Source organism: Rhodococcus sp. NPDC080181 (assembly GCF_040702225.1).
In the GTDB taxonomy this organism is placed as follows: domain Bacteria; phylum Actinomycetota; class Actinomycetes; order Mycobacteriales; family Mycobacteriaceae; genus Rhodococcoides; species Rhodococcoides fascians.
The window spans coordinates 160,598-174,271 of record NZ_JBFBKN010000002.1; the positions used below are offsets into that span (position 1 = coordinate 160,598).

Here is a 13,674-nt window from a genome sequence, read left to right on the forward strand (position 1 = left end):
CCGATTGGTCTCGTTCTATTCAGACCAGTTTCAGCTGCGCCCCTGTGTACTCTGCCTGCGGGGCGGGTTCGGGCAGAACGTCGCCATGGACGGTCGAACCGAAGGAAGCCATGAAGATTCGCACCATCTTGATTCTGCCTGCAGCGGTGGCAGTGTTCGGCGGCGCGGGACTTCTCAACCCCATCGCCGACGCGGCACCGGCAACGTCCATCGATGTGCTTCCGCGGCTGATCGACGGTGCCGCAGCGGGTTACGCACTGTCCTACGCAACCACCGACGAGCACGGGCGCGCCGCGGTTGCCCGCGGACAGGTCTACCTCCCCTTCGGCACACCACCACCGGGAGGATGGCCGGTCGTGTCGTGGGCCAAAGGGACCGTCGGCGTGGGTAATTCATGCGCCCTGAGCACAGCACTCGACGACGGTGCCGCCGAGGACCCCATGGCCGTCGAGCTGTCCAAGCCCCTGCTCACCCAGCTGCTACGAAGCGGCACGGCCGTTGTCTCGACGGATTACATCGGACTCGGAACCACCGACGCCCACCACTACCTGAACAGCATCTCGGAGGCGAACGCCGTCACCGACATCGTCAGCGCTGCCGCAGACGAACTACCCGAGCTGTCCCGCACCTGGGTTGCAGCCGGACACTCTCAGGGCGGCGCAGCAGCACTCACCACCGGGGCTCGCGCCGATATCTACGGAGAACGGTCGGACTTTCGCGGGGTGATGTCGTTCGCACCGTCGTCGAGCCTCGAAGCCGTCCTTCCGCTGCTCTCACCCACCACTCCCCGAATCGCACCTCTCGACAACATCACGGCCACCCTGATCTACGTCCTGTACGGGCTCAGGGATTCCCGGCCGGATCTCGACGTCAACAGCTACCTCAGCGAACTGGGGCGCGACTACCTGGCGCATGCAGAGGACAATTGCATCAGCGACCTACGAGAGAAGGTCAGTGGTGTTGCACCACAACAACTTCTGGCTCGATCGCTCTCCGACCCCGCGATGACCTCGGCCATCCGCGACTACCTATCCGTGCCGACCACCGGATACACACGGCCGGTGACCATCGAGCAGGGTCTTGCCGACACCGTCGTGCCGCCGGCTCTGACGACCGCCCTCGCTGCGGAACTGGTGGCACAGGGCATCCGCGACGTGACCTACCTGCCCGTGCCCGGTGCCACTCATTACGACGTCATCACCGCAACCGTCGACGACGCCCTACCTCGAATACTCGACATGCTGCACTGATCAGCCACCGACATGCGGCGGACGACGATCGCTGCCGAGCACGTCGTGCATTTCCCCGAGCAGTCGTCGCAGTAGCGATTCCAGCTGCTCCTTCTCCCGAGCAGTGAGGTTTTCGAGCAGCTCCGCCTCCCGTCCCAGTACCTCGTCCACAAGGCGTTCGACTGTGCGATGGCCGGATTCGGTCAATTCGACGTCGACCTGCCGTGTTCCATCGGAACGGGGATGACGGACGACCAGACCCTGCTGCTCCGCACGATCGACGCGTTGGGTGATCGCCCCAGCCGTGACGAGCGCCGCGCCGGCGAGATCCCTGGTGCTGAGACGGTACGGAGGCCCGGCTCGGCGAAGCGTCGACAACAGATCGAGGATGGCCGAGTCGGCTCCGGACTGCCTCAGCAGACGCGACCGATCGTCACCGAACAGCTTGGCTACGTGAGCAATACGAGTCACGATGGCAATCGAGTCGACCGGCGTATCCGGGCGCTCCCTCGTCCACGCCATCGCTATCGCGTCGATGGGATCATCCGGATCGAGATCGGTCACTGTTCGCTCCCCGCTGTCATGTGCTGTAACTTCGTTTAGGTCTAAACGAAGTCTACAACGTCGAGGAGATCGAAGTGACACGAACAGTCGTGGTAACCGGAGGCGGCACCGGCATCGGACGCGCGATAGCAACCCGCTTCGCAGAAGACGGTGCGCGCGTGATCATTACAGGCCGACGGCTGACCGCTCTCGAACACGCCGCCCGAGACATTGCCGGAAACGTCGAAGCGGCTTCGGTCGATGCAACCGATGCAGAGGCCGTGACGGAGTTCGCAGCAGCAGTCGGGCCGGTCGACGTACTGGTCAACAACGCCGGCGGCAACACCGACTTCGACCGCACACCGCCGAACGGCCTGAGCGACATTGCCGATTCGTGGCGAGCGAACTTCGAGTCCAACGTGCTCACGGCCGTCCTGATGACCACCGGCCTGCTTCCGCGAATGAACGACGGCGGTGCCATTGTCACCATCGGGTCGATCGCCGCAGACAAAGGATCGGGCTCGTACGGCTCGGCCAAGGCCGCCATTGCGTCATGGAACATCGACCTCGCACGGCAACTCGGTTCGCGATCCATCACCGCGAATGTTGTTGCACCCGGCTACATTGCCGACACCGAATTCTTCCGCGACGTCCTGACCGACGACGCGAAGGACGGTATGGCCGCATCCGCCATGACCGGACGCGCCGGAGCACCACGGGACATAGCCGAGATGGTGGAATTCCTGGCATCCGATCGCGCCCGTCAGATCACCGCCCAGACATTCGCCGTCAACGGCGGTGAGTGGCCATCCCGTTAGGTCGACGCATTGGCCGCACGAAGAACCGCGTCGAGGGTGGCGGACAGAACGGAGCGATCGATCCCTGCCGCCCATCGAGGCCCAGTGGCAGAGCGATATTCGAGCATCGAGACCGCATCACTGTCGTTGCCGGCTCGCACACTCGTCTGCGTCAGACCGAGGATGTCCACGTGCCTGCCATGAGCAGACAACGCGTCGACGAGCGCCTCGACGGGTCCGACTCCCGTGTGTGAAGTCTCGAAGGACGTGCCGTCGATCTTCAATGTGATGCAGGTGTCGGCGGACCCGTCGTCATCGTGAGAGTCGAAACCGATCAGGGTCACGCCGGGTTCGTCGACACCGATGTACACCTCCTGGAAGACGTCCCAGAGTTGCTCGGCCGACAGTTCGGTACCGACAGAATCCGTGCGGGCCTGCACGTGCCGGGCGAGGTCGATCTGCAGGCGACGCGGAAGTTCGATGCCGTAGTTGGTTTCGAGGAGATACGCGATTCCTCCCTTGCCCGACTGCGAATTCACGCGAATGACCGCGTCGTACGAGCGACCGATGTCGTCGGGGTCGATCGGCAGGTACGGCACCCGCCATTCGATGTCCCGCTCGGAACGGCCTTCGCTCAGCGCCCGAGTGCGATGCTCGACGAAACCCTTCCTGATGGCGTCCTGGTGCGTACCGCTGAAGGCGGTGTGTACGAGGTCGCCGACATACGGATGCCGCGGGTGAATCTCGAGCTGGTTGCAGTATTCGACGGTGCGTCGAATCTGATCGATGTCGGAGAAGTCGATCATGGGATCGACACCCTGCGCGTGCAAATTCAATGCGAGAGTGGCGATGTCGACGTTTCCGGTGCGCTCGCCGTTGCCGAATACGCAGCCCTCCACCCGCTGCGCTCCGGCCAGGACGGCCAGCTCGGCGCAGGCAATGCCGGTCCCGCGGTCGTTGTGTGGATGCACCGACAGGATTACGCTGTCTCGTCGCGCAAGGTTGTCGTTCATGTACTCGATCTGGTCCGCATAGACATTCGGCGTCGCGACCTCCACTGTGGCAGGCAAATTCAGGATGACCGGCCGCTGCTGCGTCGCGTCCCACAGAGTCGTCACCGCATCGCAGACATCGAGGACGTAGTCGGGTTCGGTGAGATTGAAGACCTCGGGTGAGAACTCGAATCGCACGTTGGGCAGGTCGCCGGCAAGTTCGAGAACGTCGGCTGCGCCCGAAAGTATCAGTGAGCGAAGCTCGTTGGCCTCCCGGCCGAGCACGACCTCGCGCCACGTAGGAGCCGTGGCGGTGTACATGTGGATCACGACGTCGTTGGTGATTCCGCGGATCGACTCCACGGTTCGCTCGATCAGGTCGCGTCGAGCCGGGGTGAAGACGACCACGGTGACGTCGTCGGGTGCCAGATCGGTGTGTGCCAGCAGCCGCACGAAATCGAAATCGGTCTGCGATGCCGAGGGATACCCGACTTCGATTTCCTTGTAGCCCATCGCAACCATCAACTCGAAGAACTGTTTTTTGCGGGCAGGATCCATCGGCTCGGGCAACGCTTGGTTGCCGTCGCGCAGATCGACCGGCACCCACAGCGGCGCCTCGGTCAACCGTCGCTCCGGCCAGCGACGCCGGGTCAGCGGAATGTCGACCTTGGCGTAGACGTCACGGTAACGATGCGACGGCATCTGGGAGTGCCGCTGCCGATTCCAGGTGGGCGCGCCGGCGGGAACGGGTCCGGCGGGAGTGGACAGAGTGGGGAAATCTGTACGCATGCGAGCAATGTAGCATCACTCCTCAGACAAGCTGAGGAGTAGTCTTCGTTTGTGACCGCGATACGCCGAACGTCGTTGGCCGATCAGGCCGCCGCGCTGCTGCATGCCAAAATTCAGTCCGGTGAGTGGCCGGTCGGCACCAAACTGCCAGGTGAAACGACCCTTGCCCCCATGTTCGACGTCGGCCGATCGACGATGCGCGAGGCCATCAGACAACTGGCGGGACGCGGAATCCTAGTAACCCGGCAGGGATCAGGAGTCTTCGTCGAATCGATCGACGAGGCGCGGACGGACTGGGACAAAGTTCTCCAGCGCGCACACATCACCGCGGTCCTCGAAGCCCGCCTCGCCATCGAAGGTGAGGCAGCAGCTCTCGCCGCAGCCCGACGCACTCCCGCCGACCTCGACGCGATCCGTCGCTCACTCGAGCTACGCAACACCGCCCGCGCCGACGCGGTCGATCTGGTGGAGGCGGACATGGCTTTTCACCGCGCCATCGTGGTCGCGTCGCACAACGACATCCTGCTCGAACTCTTCGACTCCATGGCCCCACGGCTACGGACCGCCATGATCGACATGCTGAAGATCAAGGGCGCGTTCGGAGAGGACGCAGACCACGACGCCCATACACACGTCGTCGAGGCAATCGCCGCACGCGAAGAGCACCGCGCTCACGCGCTCACCCGCACACATCTACTGGAGTTGTCGACGACCATCGCCCCTCCGACGTGAGCACCGGCCGGTCAAGGCTTGTCAGCTACTAACACCGTCCGAGTACAGAATCCGTTGCGTGGTTGTCCTCGTGGTGTCCGCCAGCGCGCCGACCCTGCTGTCGATCGGTGCCCTCATCGTCGTTGCCGTCGTGCTGCACAACTCGCTGGGCCTCGCGGTGGGCTACGGAATCGGTAGGGCATGCGGACTCGATGTCGCCAGCCGTCGTGCGATCAGCATCGAAGTCGGTATGCAGAACTCGGGCTTGGCAGCGGCACTGGCCTCGGTACACTTCTCACCCGCTGCAGCACTCCCCGCGGCGATCTTCTCGGTGTGGCACAACGTATCCGGATCGCTGCTGGCCAGCTACTGGTCCAGACGGTCGACGGGTGCCGATCACCGCCAGGACAGTACCGTCACACAGGACTGAGTCTTGGACGCAGCAAACAGAATTCGTTGCCTTCCGGATCCGCCAGCACGTGCCACGACTCCTGGCCGGTCTGGCCGATATCCACTCGTCGGGCACCGAGGGTGAGCAGTCGTTCGAGCTCGGCGTCCTGATCTCGATCGGTTGCATTGACGTCGATGTGCAGCCGAGGTTTCGCCGGCTCGGGTTTCTCACTGGGGATGAATATGATGGTCGGCTGCGAGCCGCCGAAACCGTCGCGCGCACCGATCTCGACGGAACCGTCACCCTCCCTGTCCAATACGACGAAGTCCAACACCTCACACCAGAACGATGCCAAGGCCTCGGGATCGCGACCTTCGAGTACGAGTTCACTGATTCGACATGCCATGGGCGGGAATTTACACCTGCCCCGGCGTCGAACATGTCGTGTTCACGGCCTTTTCGCGCGAGAAATGAATCCCCGTCGACCGAACGCTCGCAGGCGGTCCTTCGCAGTACGCGAGCGCAGGGACGTGGTGGACGCACCCGCGTTGTCGCGCATACCCCGAATGACCTCTCGGGCCACGTCCGGACCATCGATTCGCGGAGTCCAGTCCAGGTCCCGTCGAGCGCGGTCGGTGTTCAACATCGGGGTGGCGAACGCGAGATCGACCCAACCGTGATGCACTGCGGACACGTGGGTCTCGAAGCCGAGGCGCGCAGCAGCGGACAACACCCGAGAGGGCACGGGCACGATGCGGGCACCGAACGCGTCGGCCACGTCGTGGGCTCGCACGGGCGTCGGGCCGCCGAGGTTGTAGGGCCCGGTTGCACGCCTATCCAGCACTCGCACGATGGCATCGGCGACATCGTCGCTGTGGGCGGCGGGAACGGCGAACGACCTGTCGATGGGCAGGATCGGAAGATGATCGACGATTGCCGACGGCACGAGATCGGGTAGGGCGTAACGCAACAGCGCACTCCCGAACTCGTACTGCCCGATCAGGCCCGGTCTGATTCGAGCGACCGCGACATCGGGATGCGCTGCCTCGGACTCGTCGAGCACATCCTCGGCGGCGGCCTTGTCCATGCTGTACGTCGACGAAGACACCCCCGTTCTCGGCCACGACTCGTCGACCTTCTCGCCGTACGACCCCGGTGCGTACACCCCGCCGGAAGACATGTGCACCAGATGAGGAACTCCGGCGTCCGCACAGGCAGTTGCCACCGTGCGCACTGCGTCGACATTGACTGCCCGCAGATAATCGCGATCACGCATCGGCTGGAAGGCGATGGCCAGATGAACCACTGCGTCTGCGCCGCGGCACAACGCGCGTAGCTCGTACGGTGCGTGTTCGCCGGTGAGATCCAGCGGAACCCAGTCGACCTGCTCGGCAAAAGGATTGAGGCTCGGCGGACGCCTCGCTACGGCGAGAATGGAATTTCCCGGATGCTCGTCGGTGAGCCTTCGTAGCAGGGCGGTGCCGACATTGCCGGTCGCGCCGATCACTACAGTTCGCATCTCTACCTCCGAAAATCGACCACAGTCGAAGTGCCCCCTGCACATCGATCGAAACCACACCGGCTCAGGAGTTTGAGCCGCCATTCTCCCGGGCATCGAATCACCATGAGTGAAAACAACGAACCGACCCTCGACGACGTCATGATCCCCACCGAGGAAGCTCACCCCGACCACAAAGAGCACGCCAAGACGCCGAAGCATCTCGACGACGGCGACCTCGACGCGCGTACCGAGCACGAGCGCAACGAAGTGAACTGACGGCCGAATCGAACGGCCGTCATGGCGGTCGCATTTCCCGGTTTCCACCGAAAAACCCCGGGTATGCGATCGCCATGGCCGATTCAGCAGCATCACCCGCACCCACCGAGGCAGATCCGGACGATCCGCGCAAAGCGGATTCACCCGCCGATCTGACCAAGCCGTCGTGGATCTATGTACTGAAGAAAACCGCCCGTGAGTTCTCCCGGGATCAGTGCACCGACCTTGCAGCTGCTTTGACCTACTACGCCGTGCTCTCGCTCTTCCCCGCCATCCTGGCCATCGTGTCGTTGCTGGGTGTGTTCGGCCAGGGACAGGCCACGGTCGACGGCGTGCTGCAGATCGTCGGCGATCTCGGCCCGCAATCCGCTGTCGACACGTTGCGTCCCACCATCGAACAGCTCGTCCAAGCGCCCACTGCCGGATTCGCGTTGATCATCGGTATCGCAGGCGCACTGTGGTCTGCATCCGGCTACGTCGGCGCATTCGGCCGCGCGATGAACCGCATGTACGAGGTGGACGAGGGACGGCCCATCTGGAAGCTGCGCCCCGTGATGCTTCTGGTCACGCTCATCGCCCTGACCCTGATTGCGCTCGCCGCCGTCATGCTGGCCATCAGTGGCCCCGTGGCCAAAGCTGTGGGCGACGCCGTCGGACTGGGCGACACCGCACTGACGATCTGGAACATCGCACGATGGCCGCTCGTCCTGATCGTGGTGGTACTCGCGGTCGCGATTCTGTACTACGCAACACCGAATGTGCAGCAGCCCAAGTTCAAATGGATCAGTTCCGGTGCCGCGGTCGGCATCATCGTATGGATTCTCGCCACCGTCGCATTCGGCTTCTACGTCGCCAACTTCTCCAGCTACAACAAGACCTACGGCTCCCTCGCCGGAGCCATCGTGTTCCTGCTGTGGCTGTGGATCACCAACTTGGCCTTGCTGTTCGGTGCCGAACTGGACTCCGAACTCGAACGCGGCCGCCAACTCCAGGCCGGCATCGTCGCCGAAGAGCGTCTGCAACTGCCGCCCCGAGACACCCGGGTATCGGACAAGAACGACGAAAAGGATGCGCAGGCTGTCGAGGAGGGTCGCAAATTGCGGGAGGAACACAACCGGACTCCGTGAACATCCCGGACGCCACCGACCGATCGATGAAACAGATCCGCGGGGTGCGCGGATCCGGTGTGGCGGTTCGATTGACACAGAGAGGCAGGGCAACGTGGCCGAGGAAGAAAATACGGAAGAGTCCCGACGCGCCCACGCCCCGGACTCCGATAGCTTCGGCGCATCGATGTACGGACACCATCTGGAGGGGGTCGTACGAGTCAGCAAGCGGTGCGTGGCCGAGGCCGGCGTGGACGGAGCTGCTGTCGCCATCCTCACCGACGATGCCGATGCTCGGGATCTGCTGTACGCCACGAACTCCGAAGCAGCCCGCATCGACGAGCTCCAATTCACCACCGGCGAGGGCCCCTGCATCGATGCCTTCGTCACCGGGGAGCCGCAACTACACCCGGACATCGGTAATCGGCCCGATACCACGGGATGGCCGTCGTTCGCGTCGGAAGTTCTTCAGGAGCTCGACGTGCATGGGGTGTACGCGTTCCCATTGTTCAGTGGTGGTGCTCGACTCGGGGTCCTCGAGCTCTACACCCAAAAGTCGGGAACGATGACGACACAACAGATCGCCGCTGCCCAGGCCGCGGCGTCGACCCTCGGTGACATCGTCGTCGGAGAAGTGGCAGCCCAGCCGAATTTTTTCGACGAGTCGACACTTCGACCACCCGAGGGTGCATTTCGCTTCGCTCGATCCGACATCAACATCGCAGTCGGTGTGTTGGCCGAACGCCTGCATGTGTCGCTCGACGAGGCAACCGCGCGGCTGCGTGCCCGTGCCTACGCCGATGCCCGCTCGATCTCCTCCCTCGCGTTCGACATCGTCCGCGGAGACGGCTTGTTCTACGACGACCCGGGGAGCGCGTGACATCGAAGCCCACCGTCCATCGACCACGAACGTCCGAGTTGACAGCTCCAACAACGAAAGAAGGCCGAACATGCCACCCATCCCTCGCCCGGATCAATCGTCGCCGGCACCCAACGGCCCGACCGGAGCTCGCGATACGAGAGCCCAAACCGGTGATTTCCTGACCACTGCGCAAGGCGTGCGTCTACCCGACACCGATCATTCGCTCAAGGCGGGCAATCGAGGCCCGACGTTGCTCGAGGACTTCCATCTTCGCGAGAAGATAACCCACTTCGACCACGAGCGAATTCCGGAGCGCGTCGTGCACGCACGCGGCGCCGCCGCACATGGAACGTTCGAGTCCTACGGGTCGGCGAAGACCGTGACCAAGGCAGGATTTCTCGCCCAGAAGGGTAAGCGGACACCGGTTTTCGTGCGATTCTCGACCGTTCTCGGATCGCGTGGTTCCGCCGACACAGTCCGCGACACCCGCGGTTTCGCGGTCAAGTTCTACACCGACGAAGGAACCTTCGACCTGGTCGGAAACAACATGCCCGTCTTCTTCATCCAGGACGGCATCAAGTTCCCCGACATCATTCACGCCGGCAAACCGCAGCCCGATATCGAACTGCCGCAAGCTCAGTCGGCACACGACTCGTTCTGGGACTTCGTCTCGCTGCACACCGAGGCAACTCACCACGTCATGTGGAACATGAGCGATCGAGGTATCCCGCGCTCGTATCGCACGATGGAAGGCTTCGGCGTCCACACGTTCCGCCTCGTCGCCGAGAACGGCGAGACCAGGCTGGTCAAATTTCATTGGAAGCCACTTGCCGGAGTGCACTCGCTGGTGTGGGAGGAAGCCCAGATCGCCGCGGGCGTCGATCCGGACTTCCACCGACGCGACATGTCCGACGGCATCAAGGCCGGTGCCCCACTGGAATACGAATTCGGAATCCAGGTCATGCCCGACGACGGCACCGAGACCTACGAGGGCATCGATCTGCTCGATCCCACGAAAATCGTTCCCGAAGAACTGGTTCCGGTGCAACCCATCGGCAAGCTCACCCTCGACGCGAACCCCACGAACTACTTCGCCGAAACCGAGCAGGTCGCGTTCCACACGGGCCACCTGGTGCCGGGCATCGAAGTCACCAACGACCCACTGATGCAGGCGCGTCTGTTCTCTTACCTGGACACCCAGATCACGCGTCTCGGCGGCCCCAATTTCTCGCAACTGCCGATCAATCGACCGCATGCACCTGTCAACGACATGCTGCGAGACGGTATGCATCAGACCGCCGTACACACCGGCCTTGCCCCGTACCTCAGCAACTCAGTCGACGACGGAGAACCCGCGGTAGCAGGTGAGAAGGACCACGGTTACGTGCAGACCGAACGCCTCATCGAGGGCCGCGCTGTACGAGCGAACCCCGCATCCTTCGACGACCACTTCACCCAGCCCACCATGTTCTATCGCAGCCTCAGTGCCGTCGAGCAGGATCACCTCGTCGAGGCATTCACGTTCGAGTTGGGCAAAGTGTTCGAGCAGTCGATCAAGGAACGTGAGCTCGAGGTTCTCTCGAACGTCGACGCCGATCTGTGCGAGCGCGTCGCCGCCGGCCTCGGCCTACCCGCACCCGTCGGCACACCCGCTGAGGACGTATTGCTCTCCCCCGCTCTGTCTCAGATCGTCGAGGCTCCGGGACCGATTGCCGGACGCAAGATCGGCGTCATCGCCGACGCCGGATCGGACCTGTCCGGAATCGGCAAGCTACGGACGGCAGCCGCGCGCCGCGGTGCCACAGTGCACGTCATCGCTGCGGCCGGCGGCATCCTCGGCAAAGGCATGCGCACTCAGGTGGTCGAGCGAACATTCCTCACAGTTCGTTCGATCGAGTTCGACGCCTTCGTCGTCGCGGGCGGAACGACGCCGACGAACGACATCAAGCTGATCCTGCTGCTGCAGGAAGCATTCCGTCATTGCAAAGCGATGGGTGCCTGGGGCGACGGAGCGGCACTGCTCGAGCAGGCCGGAATCGGTGCCGACGACGCAGGCGTCGTCATCGGCGAGACAGCGGTGAAAGCGTTCAACGACGCGTTGCTCGCTGCGGTCGGATTGCACCGGGCCTGGGATCGTGCCCCCGCGGTGATGGCGTCGAACATCCCGCCTTCGGTCCCCGACAAGCCTGCTCGTAAGCGGGCAGCCAAGGCCAAGGCAAGGAAGTAGGGCTACCCCGACTGGGGCTCGGTCAGCATCGCGGCCATGTCGTCCAACTCGAAGTACTGGGCGATTGCGTGTGCCGATCGAGCTCCGGCTTCGGGGTCTGCGCCTGCCTCCAGCAGCATCCGCACAATGGGCGTCGACCGACGAAACACCGCGGCCGCCAACGCTGTTTGGCCGTTGTCGTTCACGCGATCCACCGCTGCCCCCAGCGTCAGAAGCATGCTCACCGCACCCGGTTGTACGTGATACGCCGCCAGAATCAACAGTGTGTCGCCCTTGTCGTTGGTCAGGTCGACGGAGCCCCCGGCCTCGAAAAACGACTGCAACCACGAGGCGTCACCGCTGCGCGCGCAATCGAATGCATGCCGAAACACAGCCAGAACATCGTCGTCCAGAACATCGTCGTCGTCCACCAACACATGATTCCCCGAGCGACGAGATTCAACCGAGGCATCGTCCGATCCAAGTCGACGGTGAACGGCACGCATCGTGGTCACCGGTCCAAAGTGAAGTACATCAGCGTGATGCGTCGCCGCATGACAGTGAGGTACATCGCGGCAATGAACACCCCGGGCCCCATCGCAGCTGCTTCGCCGGTGATGAGCCGAACCGGCCGAGGGTTCGTACGCTGGTCGTAGTCCAGTGCTGCGTGGTGCCCGTCCTGGGCGGTCGTGATCGCGAAGTCACCGAATGTGCGGGGTCGTCGGCGACCGATCCACAGGTTGGTTCCAGTGTTGCCGTCGAATCTCTTGCCGCGCCATATCGGGCGCGCGAGCATCGCGACGATGGAGGTGATCGGAGTGCGCAGCATGCCCGGAAGTCGTTGCAGAGCAATCAAAGACACTATTCTTCCGGTGTAGTCGCCGGCAAGGACGACGGGTGACGGCGAGGCGTTCATCAGCGACGCCAGATCGGCGAAGCCGAGACCGTCACGAGATGTCGGTATCGGAGCAGTGGCGTCGACGAGGCTGTGCAAGCGAATTGTGTTGTCTTTCATTGGATTCTCCTGACAGGTGTTCTAGAGCCCAGAGGTTTCTGGGCATCGGTGGATCTGGTGGCTGATGCGTTCGGCCATTGCGGCGATGGTCATGGCGGGCGGAATGCCCGGCGCGGACGGCAGTATCGACCCGTCGGCGACGAAAAGTCCGGGATAGTTGTGAACCTGCCCGGAGGTGTCGACCACGCCGTTCGTCGGCGACTCGGCCATCGGTACTCCACCGAGTGGGTGGACCGAAGCCAGACGCGTGCTGCCGCGACCGAAAGGCGCATTGACGATCGTGCGTTTCGCCCGGTAGCCCGACGCGATCGCCGTGGCGTGCTCGGCGAGTCTCTCGAACAATTCGGAATCGTCGTCGCGGTTGGTGCCGAGGTGAAGATTGCGCCCGTCGTAGGTGGCCTCCGACGCGATACGGTCCGCGCCCATACCGATCAGCAGGGCAGTTCGTGGCAGCAATCTCGCCACCGCGGCGGACGGGGCCATGTGGTGCAGGCAAAGCCCCACCTCGGCAGTGAGGAAATCACGTCGGCCCTCCGCGGTCAGATACGCAGTGATCGGCGGTCCTGCAACGGAATCGACTCGCTGCGCGGTCCGATGAACCACGGTCACCATGTCCCCGTTGGGGGTGAAGCCACGTCCCAGGGCGGAGCTGACAAGGGGCAGCGTTCCGAGCCGGTCGCGAGCGTCGAACAGGAGCCGCATCGTTCCCAGCGTTCCCGCCGACAGGATCAATCGAGGTGCAGATTCGACATAGCTGCGACCGCGTTCGTGGTCTCGGTACCGCACCTGCCATCCGCCGTCGGGTGTCTGCGACATGGCGACGACCTCACTCATGGCCCGCAACTCGGCTCCGTGACGCAGCGCCATCGGCAGATAGGTCGTTCCCATCGTCGCCCTACTCGGTTTGCCATGGGGATGGCTCGTGAGAGCCAGATCGGGAAAATGCACCGGGCCCAGTCCCGCTGCGGTCACGGCGCGGTCGAATGCGCGCGCCTTCTGCGGAATCGGCGCAACCGGACGTGGGGCGAGCATTGTTCGGACCGCGTCGATATGTGGCCGCATCTCGGCTGCGTCGATGCAGTCGGGGAAAGCGTCGAGGTAGGCGTCCGGTGGTGGCACCTGCATGTCGGTGTAGACGAGAGATCCGCCGCCGACCCCGCTGGACACCACACAGGTCAACCGGTCGAACTGATGTAGCTCGTACAGTCCGTGACGGCGGACTCCGACAGACATACTGCGTGACCGAGTGGAATATC

The 13,674-nt window shown here is 63.5% G+C and carries 15 protein-coding genes; 8 read left to right on the plus strand and 7 right to left on the minus strand.

Annotated elements, in window-relative coordinates; genetic code table 11:
- Positions 1-110: 110 nt before the first annotated feature.
- Positions 111-1,250 (plus strand): alpha/beta fold hydrolase, encoded by a 1,140-nt coding sequence (locus AB0O58_RS03000; RefSeq protein WP_032374923.1) that lies wholly within the window; start codon positions 111-113, stop codon positions 1,248-1,250.
- On the opposite strand, the gene AB0O58_RS03005 is transcribed toward AB0O58_RS03000, so the two are convergent.
- Entirely contained in the window at positions 1,251-1,793 is a 543-nt protein-coding gene (locus AB0O58_RS03005) for a MarR family transcriptional regulator (protein WP_032367011.1), read from the minus strand.
- 74 nt (positions 1,794-1,867) lie between these two features.
- Between AB0O58_RS03005 and AB0O58_RS03010 the strand changes: the two genes are divergently transcribed.
- Positions 1,868-2,590: an SDR family oxidoreductase gene (locus AB0O58_RS03010; RefSeq protein WP_366237865.1), complete on the plus strand. Its 723-nt coding sequence runs from the start codon at positions 1,868-1,870 to the stop codon at positions 2,588-2,590.
- On the opposite strand, the gene AB0O58_RS03015 is transcribed toward AB0O58_RS03010, so the two are convergent.
- On the minus strand, positions 2,587-4,350 hold the full coding sequence (locus AB0O58_RS03015) for a 2-isopropylmalate synthase (protein WP_366237866.1): 1,764 nt from the start codon (positions 4,348-4,350) through the stop codon (positions 2,587-2,589). The genes AB0O58_RS03010 and AB0O58_RS03015 overlap by 4 nt on opposite strands.
- Before the next feature lie 51 nt (positions 4,351-4,401).
- Here AB0O58_RS03015 and AB0O58_RS03020 point away from each other — a divergent pair, with 51 nt between their 5' ends.
- Positions 4,402-5,082, plus strand: coding sequence for a FadR/GntR family transcriptional regulator (locus AB0O58_RS03020; RefSeq protein WP_366237867.1), 681 nt, complete (start codon positions 4,402-4,404; stop codon positions 5,080-5,082).
- A 58-nt stretch (positions 5,083-5,140) separates the two neighbouring features.
- Positions 5,141-5,491 (plus strand): hypothetical protein, encoded by a 351-nt coding sequence (locus AB0O58_RS03025; RefSeq protein WP_366237868.1) that lies wholly within the window; start codon positions 5,141-5,143, stop codon positions 5,489-5,491.
- On the opposite strand, the gene AB0O58_RS03030 is transcribed toward AB0O58_RS03025, so the two are convergent.
- A complete protein-coding gene (locus tag AB0O58_RS03030; protein WP_032371769.1) occupies positions 5,478-5,858 on the minus strand; it encodes a VOC family protein in 381 nt (126 codons plus the stop codon). The two genes, AB0O58_RS03025 and AB0O58_RS03030, sit on opposite strands and share 14 nt — an antisense overlap.
- A gap of 42 nt (positions 5,859-5,900) precedes the next feature.
- The gene (locus AB0O58_RS03035) at positions 5,901-6,971 is read right to left on the minus strand and encodes an NAD-dependent epimerase/dehydratase family protein (protein ID WP_366237869.1); all 1,071 of its coding nucleotides are present in this window, start codon (positions 6,969-6,971) and stop codon (positions 5,901-5,903) included.
- A 105-nt stretch (positions 6,972-7,076) separates the two neighbouring features.
- Between AB0O58_RS03035 and AB0O58_RS03040 the strand changes: the two genes are divergently transcribed.
- The 4 genes from AB0O58_RS03040 (at position 7,077) to AB0O58_RS03055 (ending at position 11,424) form a co-directional block, all read left to right on the plus strand.
- Positions 7,077-7,229, plus strand: a complete 153-nt coding sequence (locus AB0O58_RS03040) for a hypothetical protein (RefSeq protein ID WP_169879414.1) — start codon at positions 7,077-7,079, stop codon at positions 7,227-7,229.
- A gap of 74 nt (positions 7,230-7,303) precedes the next feature.
- Positions 7,304-8,356, plus strand: coding sequence for a YihY/virulence factor BrkB family protein (locus tag AB0O58_RS03045; RefSeq protein WP_032367019.1), 1,053 nt, complete (start codon positions 7,304-7,306; stop codon positions 8,354-8,356).
- A gap of 94 nt (positions 8,357-8,450) precedes the next feature.
- Entirely contained in the window at positions 8,451-9,215 is a 765-nt protein-coding gene (locus tag AB0O58_RS03050; RefSeq protein WP_204847366.1) for an ANTAR domain-containing protein, read from the plus strand.
- Between the two features lie 70 nt (positions 9,216-9,285).
- Positions 9,286-11,424, plus strand: coding sequence for a catalase (locus AB0O58_RS03055; protein ID WP_366237870.1), 2,139 nt, complete (start codon positions 9,286-9,288; stop codon positions 11,422-11,424).
- A 2-nt stretch (positions 11,425-11,426) separates the two neighbouring features.
- Here AB0O58_RS03055 and AB0O58_RS03060 read toward each other — a convergent pair whose 3' ends face one another.
- From AB0O58_RS03060 to AB0O58_RS03070, 3 genes are all read right to left on the minus strand, one after another.
- Entirely contained in the window at positions 11,427-11,834 is a 408-nt protein-coding gene (locus AB0O58_RS03060) for an ankyrin repeat domain-containing protein (RefSeq protein ID WP_366237871.1), read from the minus strand.
- An 80-nt stretch (positions 11,835-11,914) separates the two neighbouring features.
- The gene (locus AB0O58_RS03065) at positions 11,915-12,418 is read right to left on the minus strand and encodes a hypothetical protein (protein ID WP_032392152.1); all 504 of its coding nucleotides are present in this window, start codon (positions 12,416-12,418) and stop codon (positions 11,915-11,917) included.
- A 21-nt stretch (positions 12,419-12,439) separates the two neighbouring features.
- Positions 12,440-13,651 carry a GMC family oxidoreductase gene (locus AB0O58_RS03070; protein WP_366237929.1) on the minus strand — a complete coding sequence of 404 codons (1,212 nt, stop codon included), beginning with the start codon at positions 13,649-13,651 and terminating at the stop codon, positions 12,440-12,442.
- Positions 13,652-13,674 lie beyond the last annotated feature (23 nt).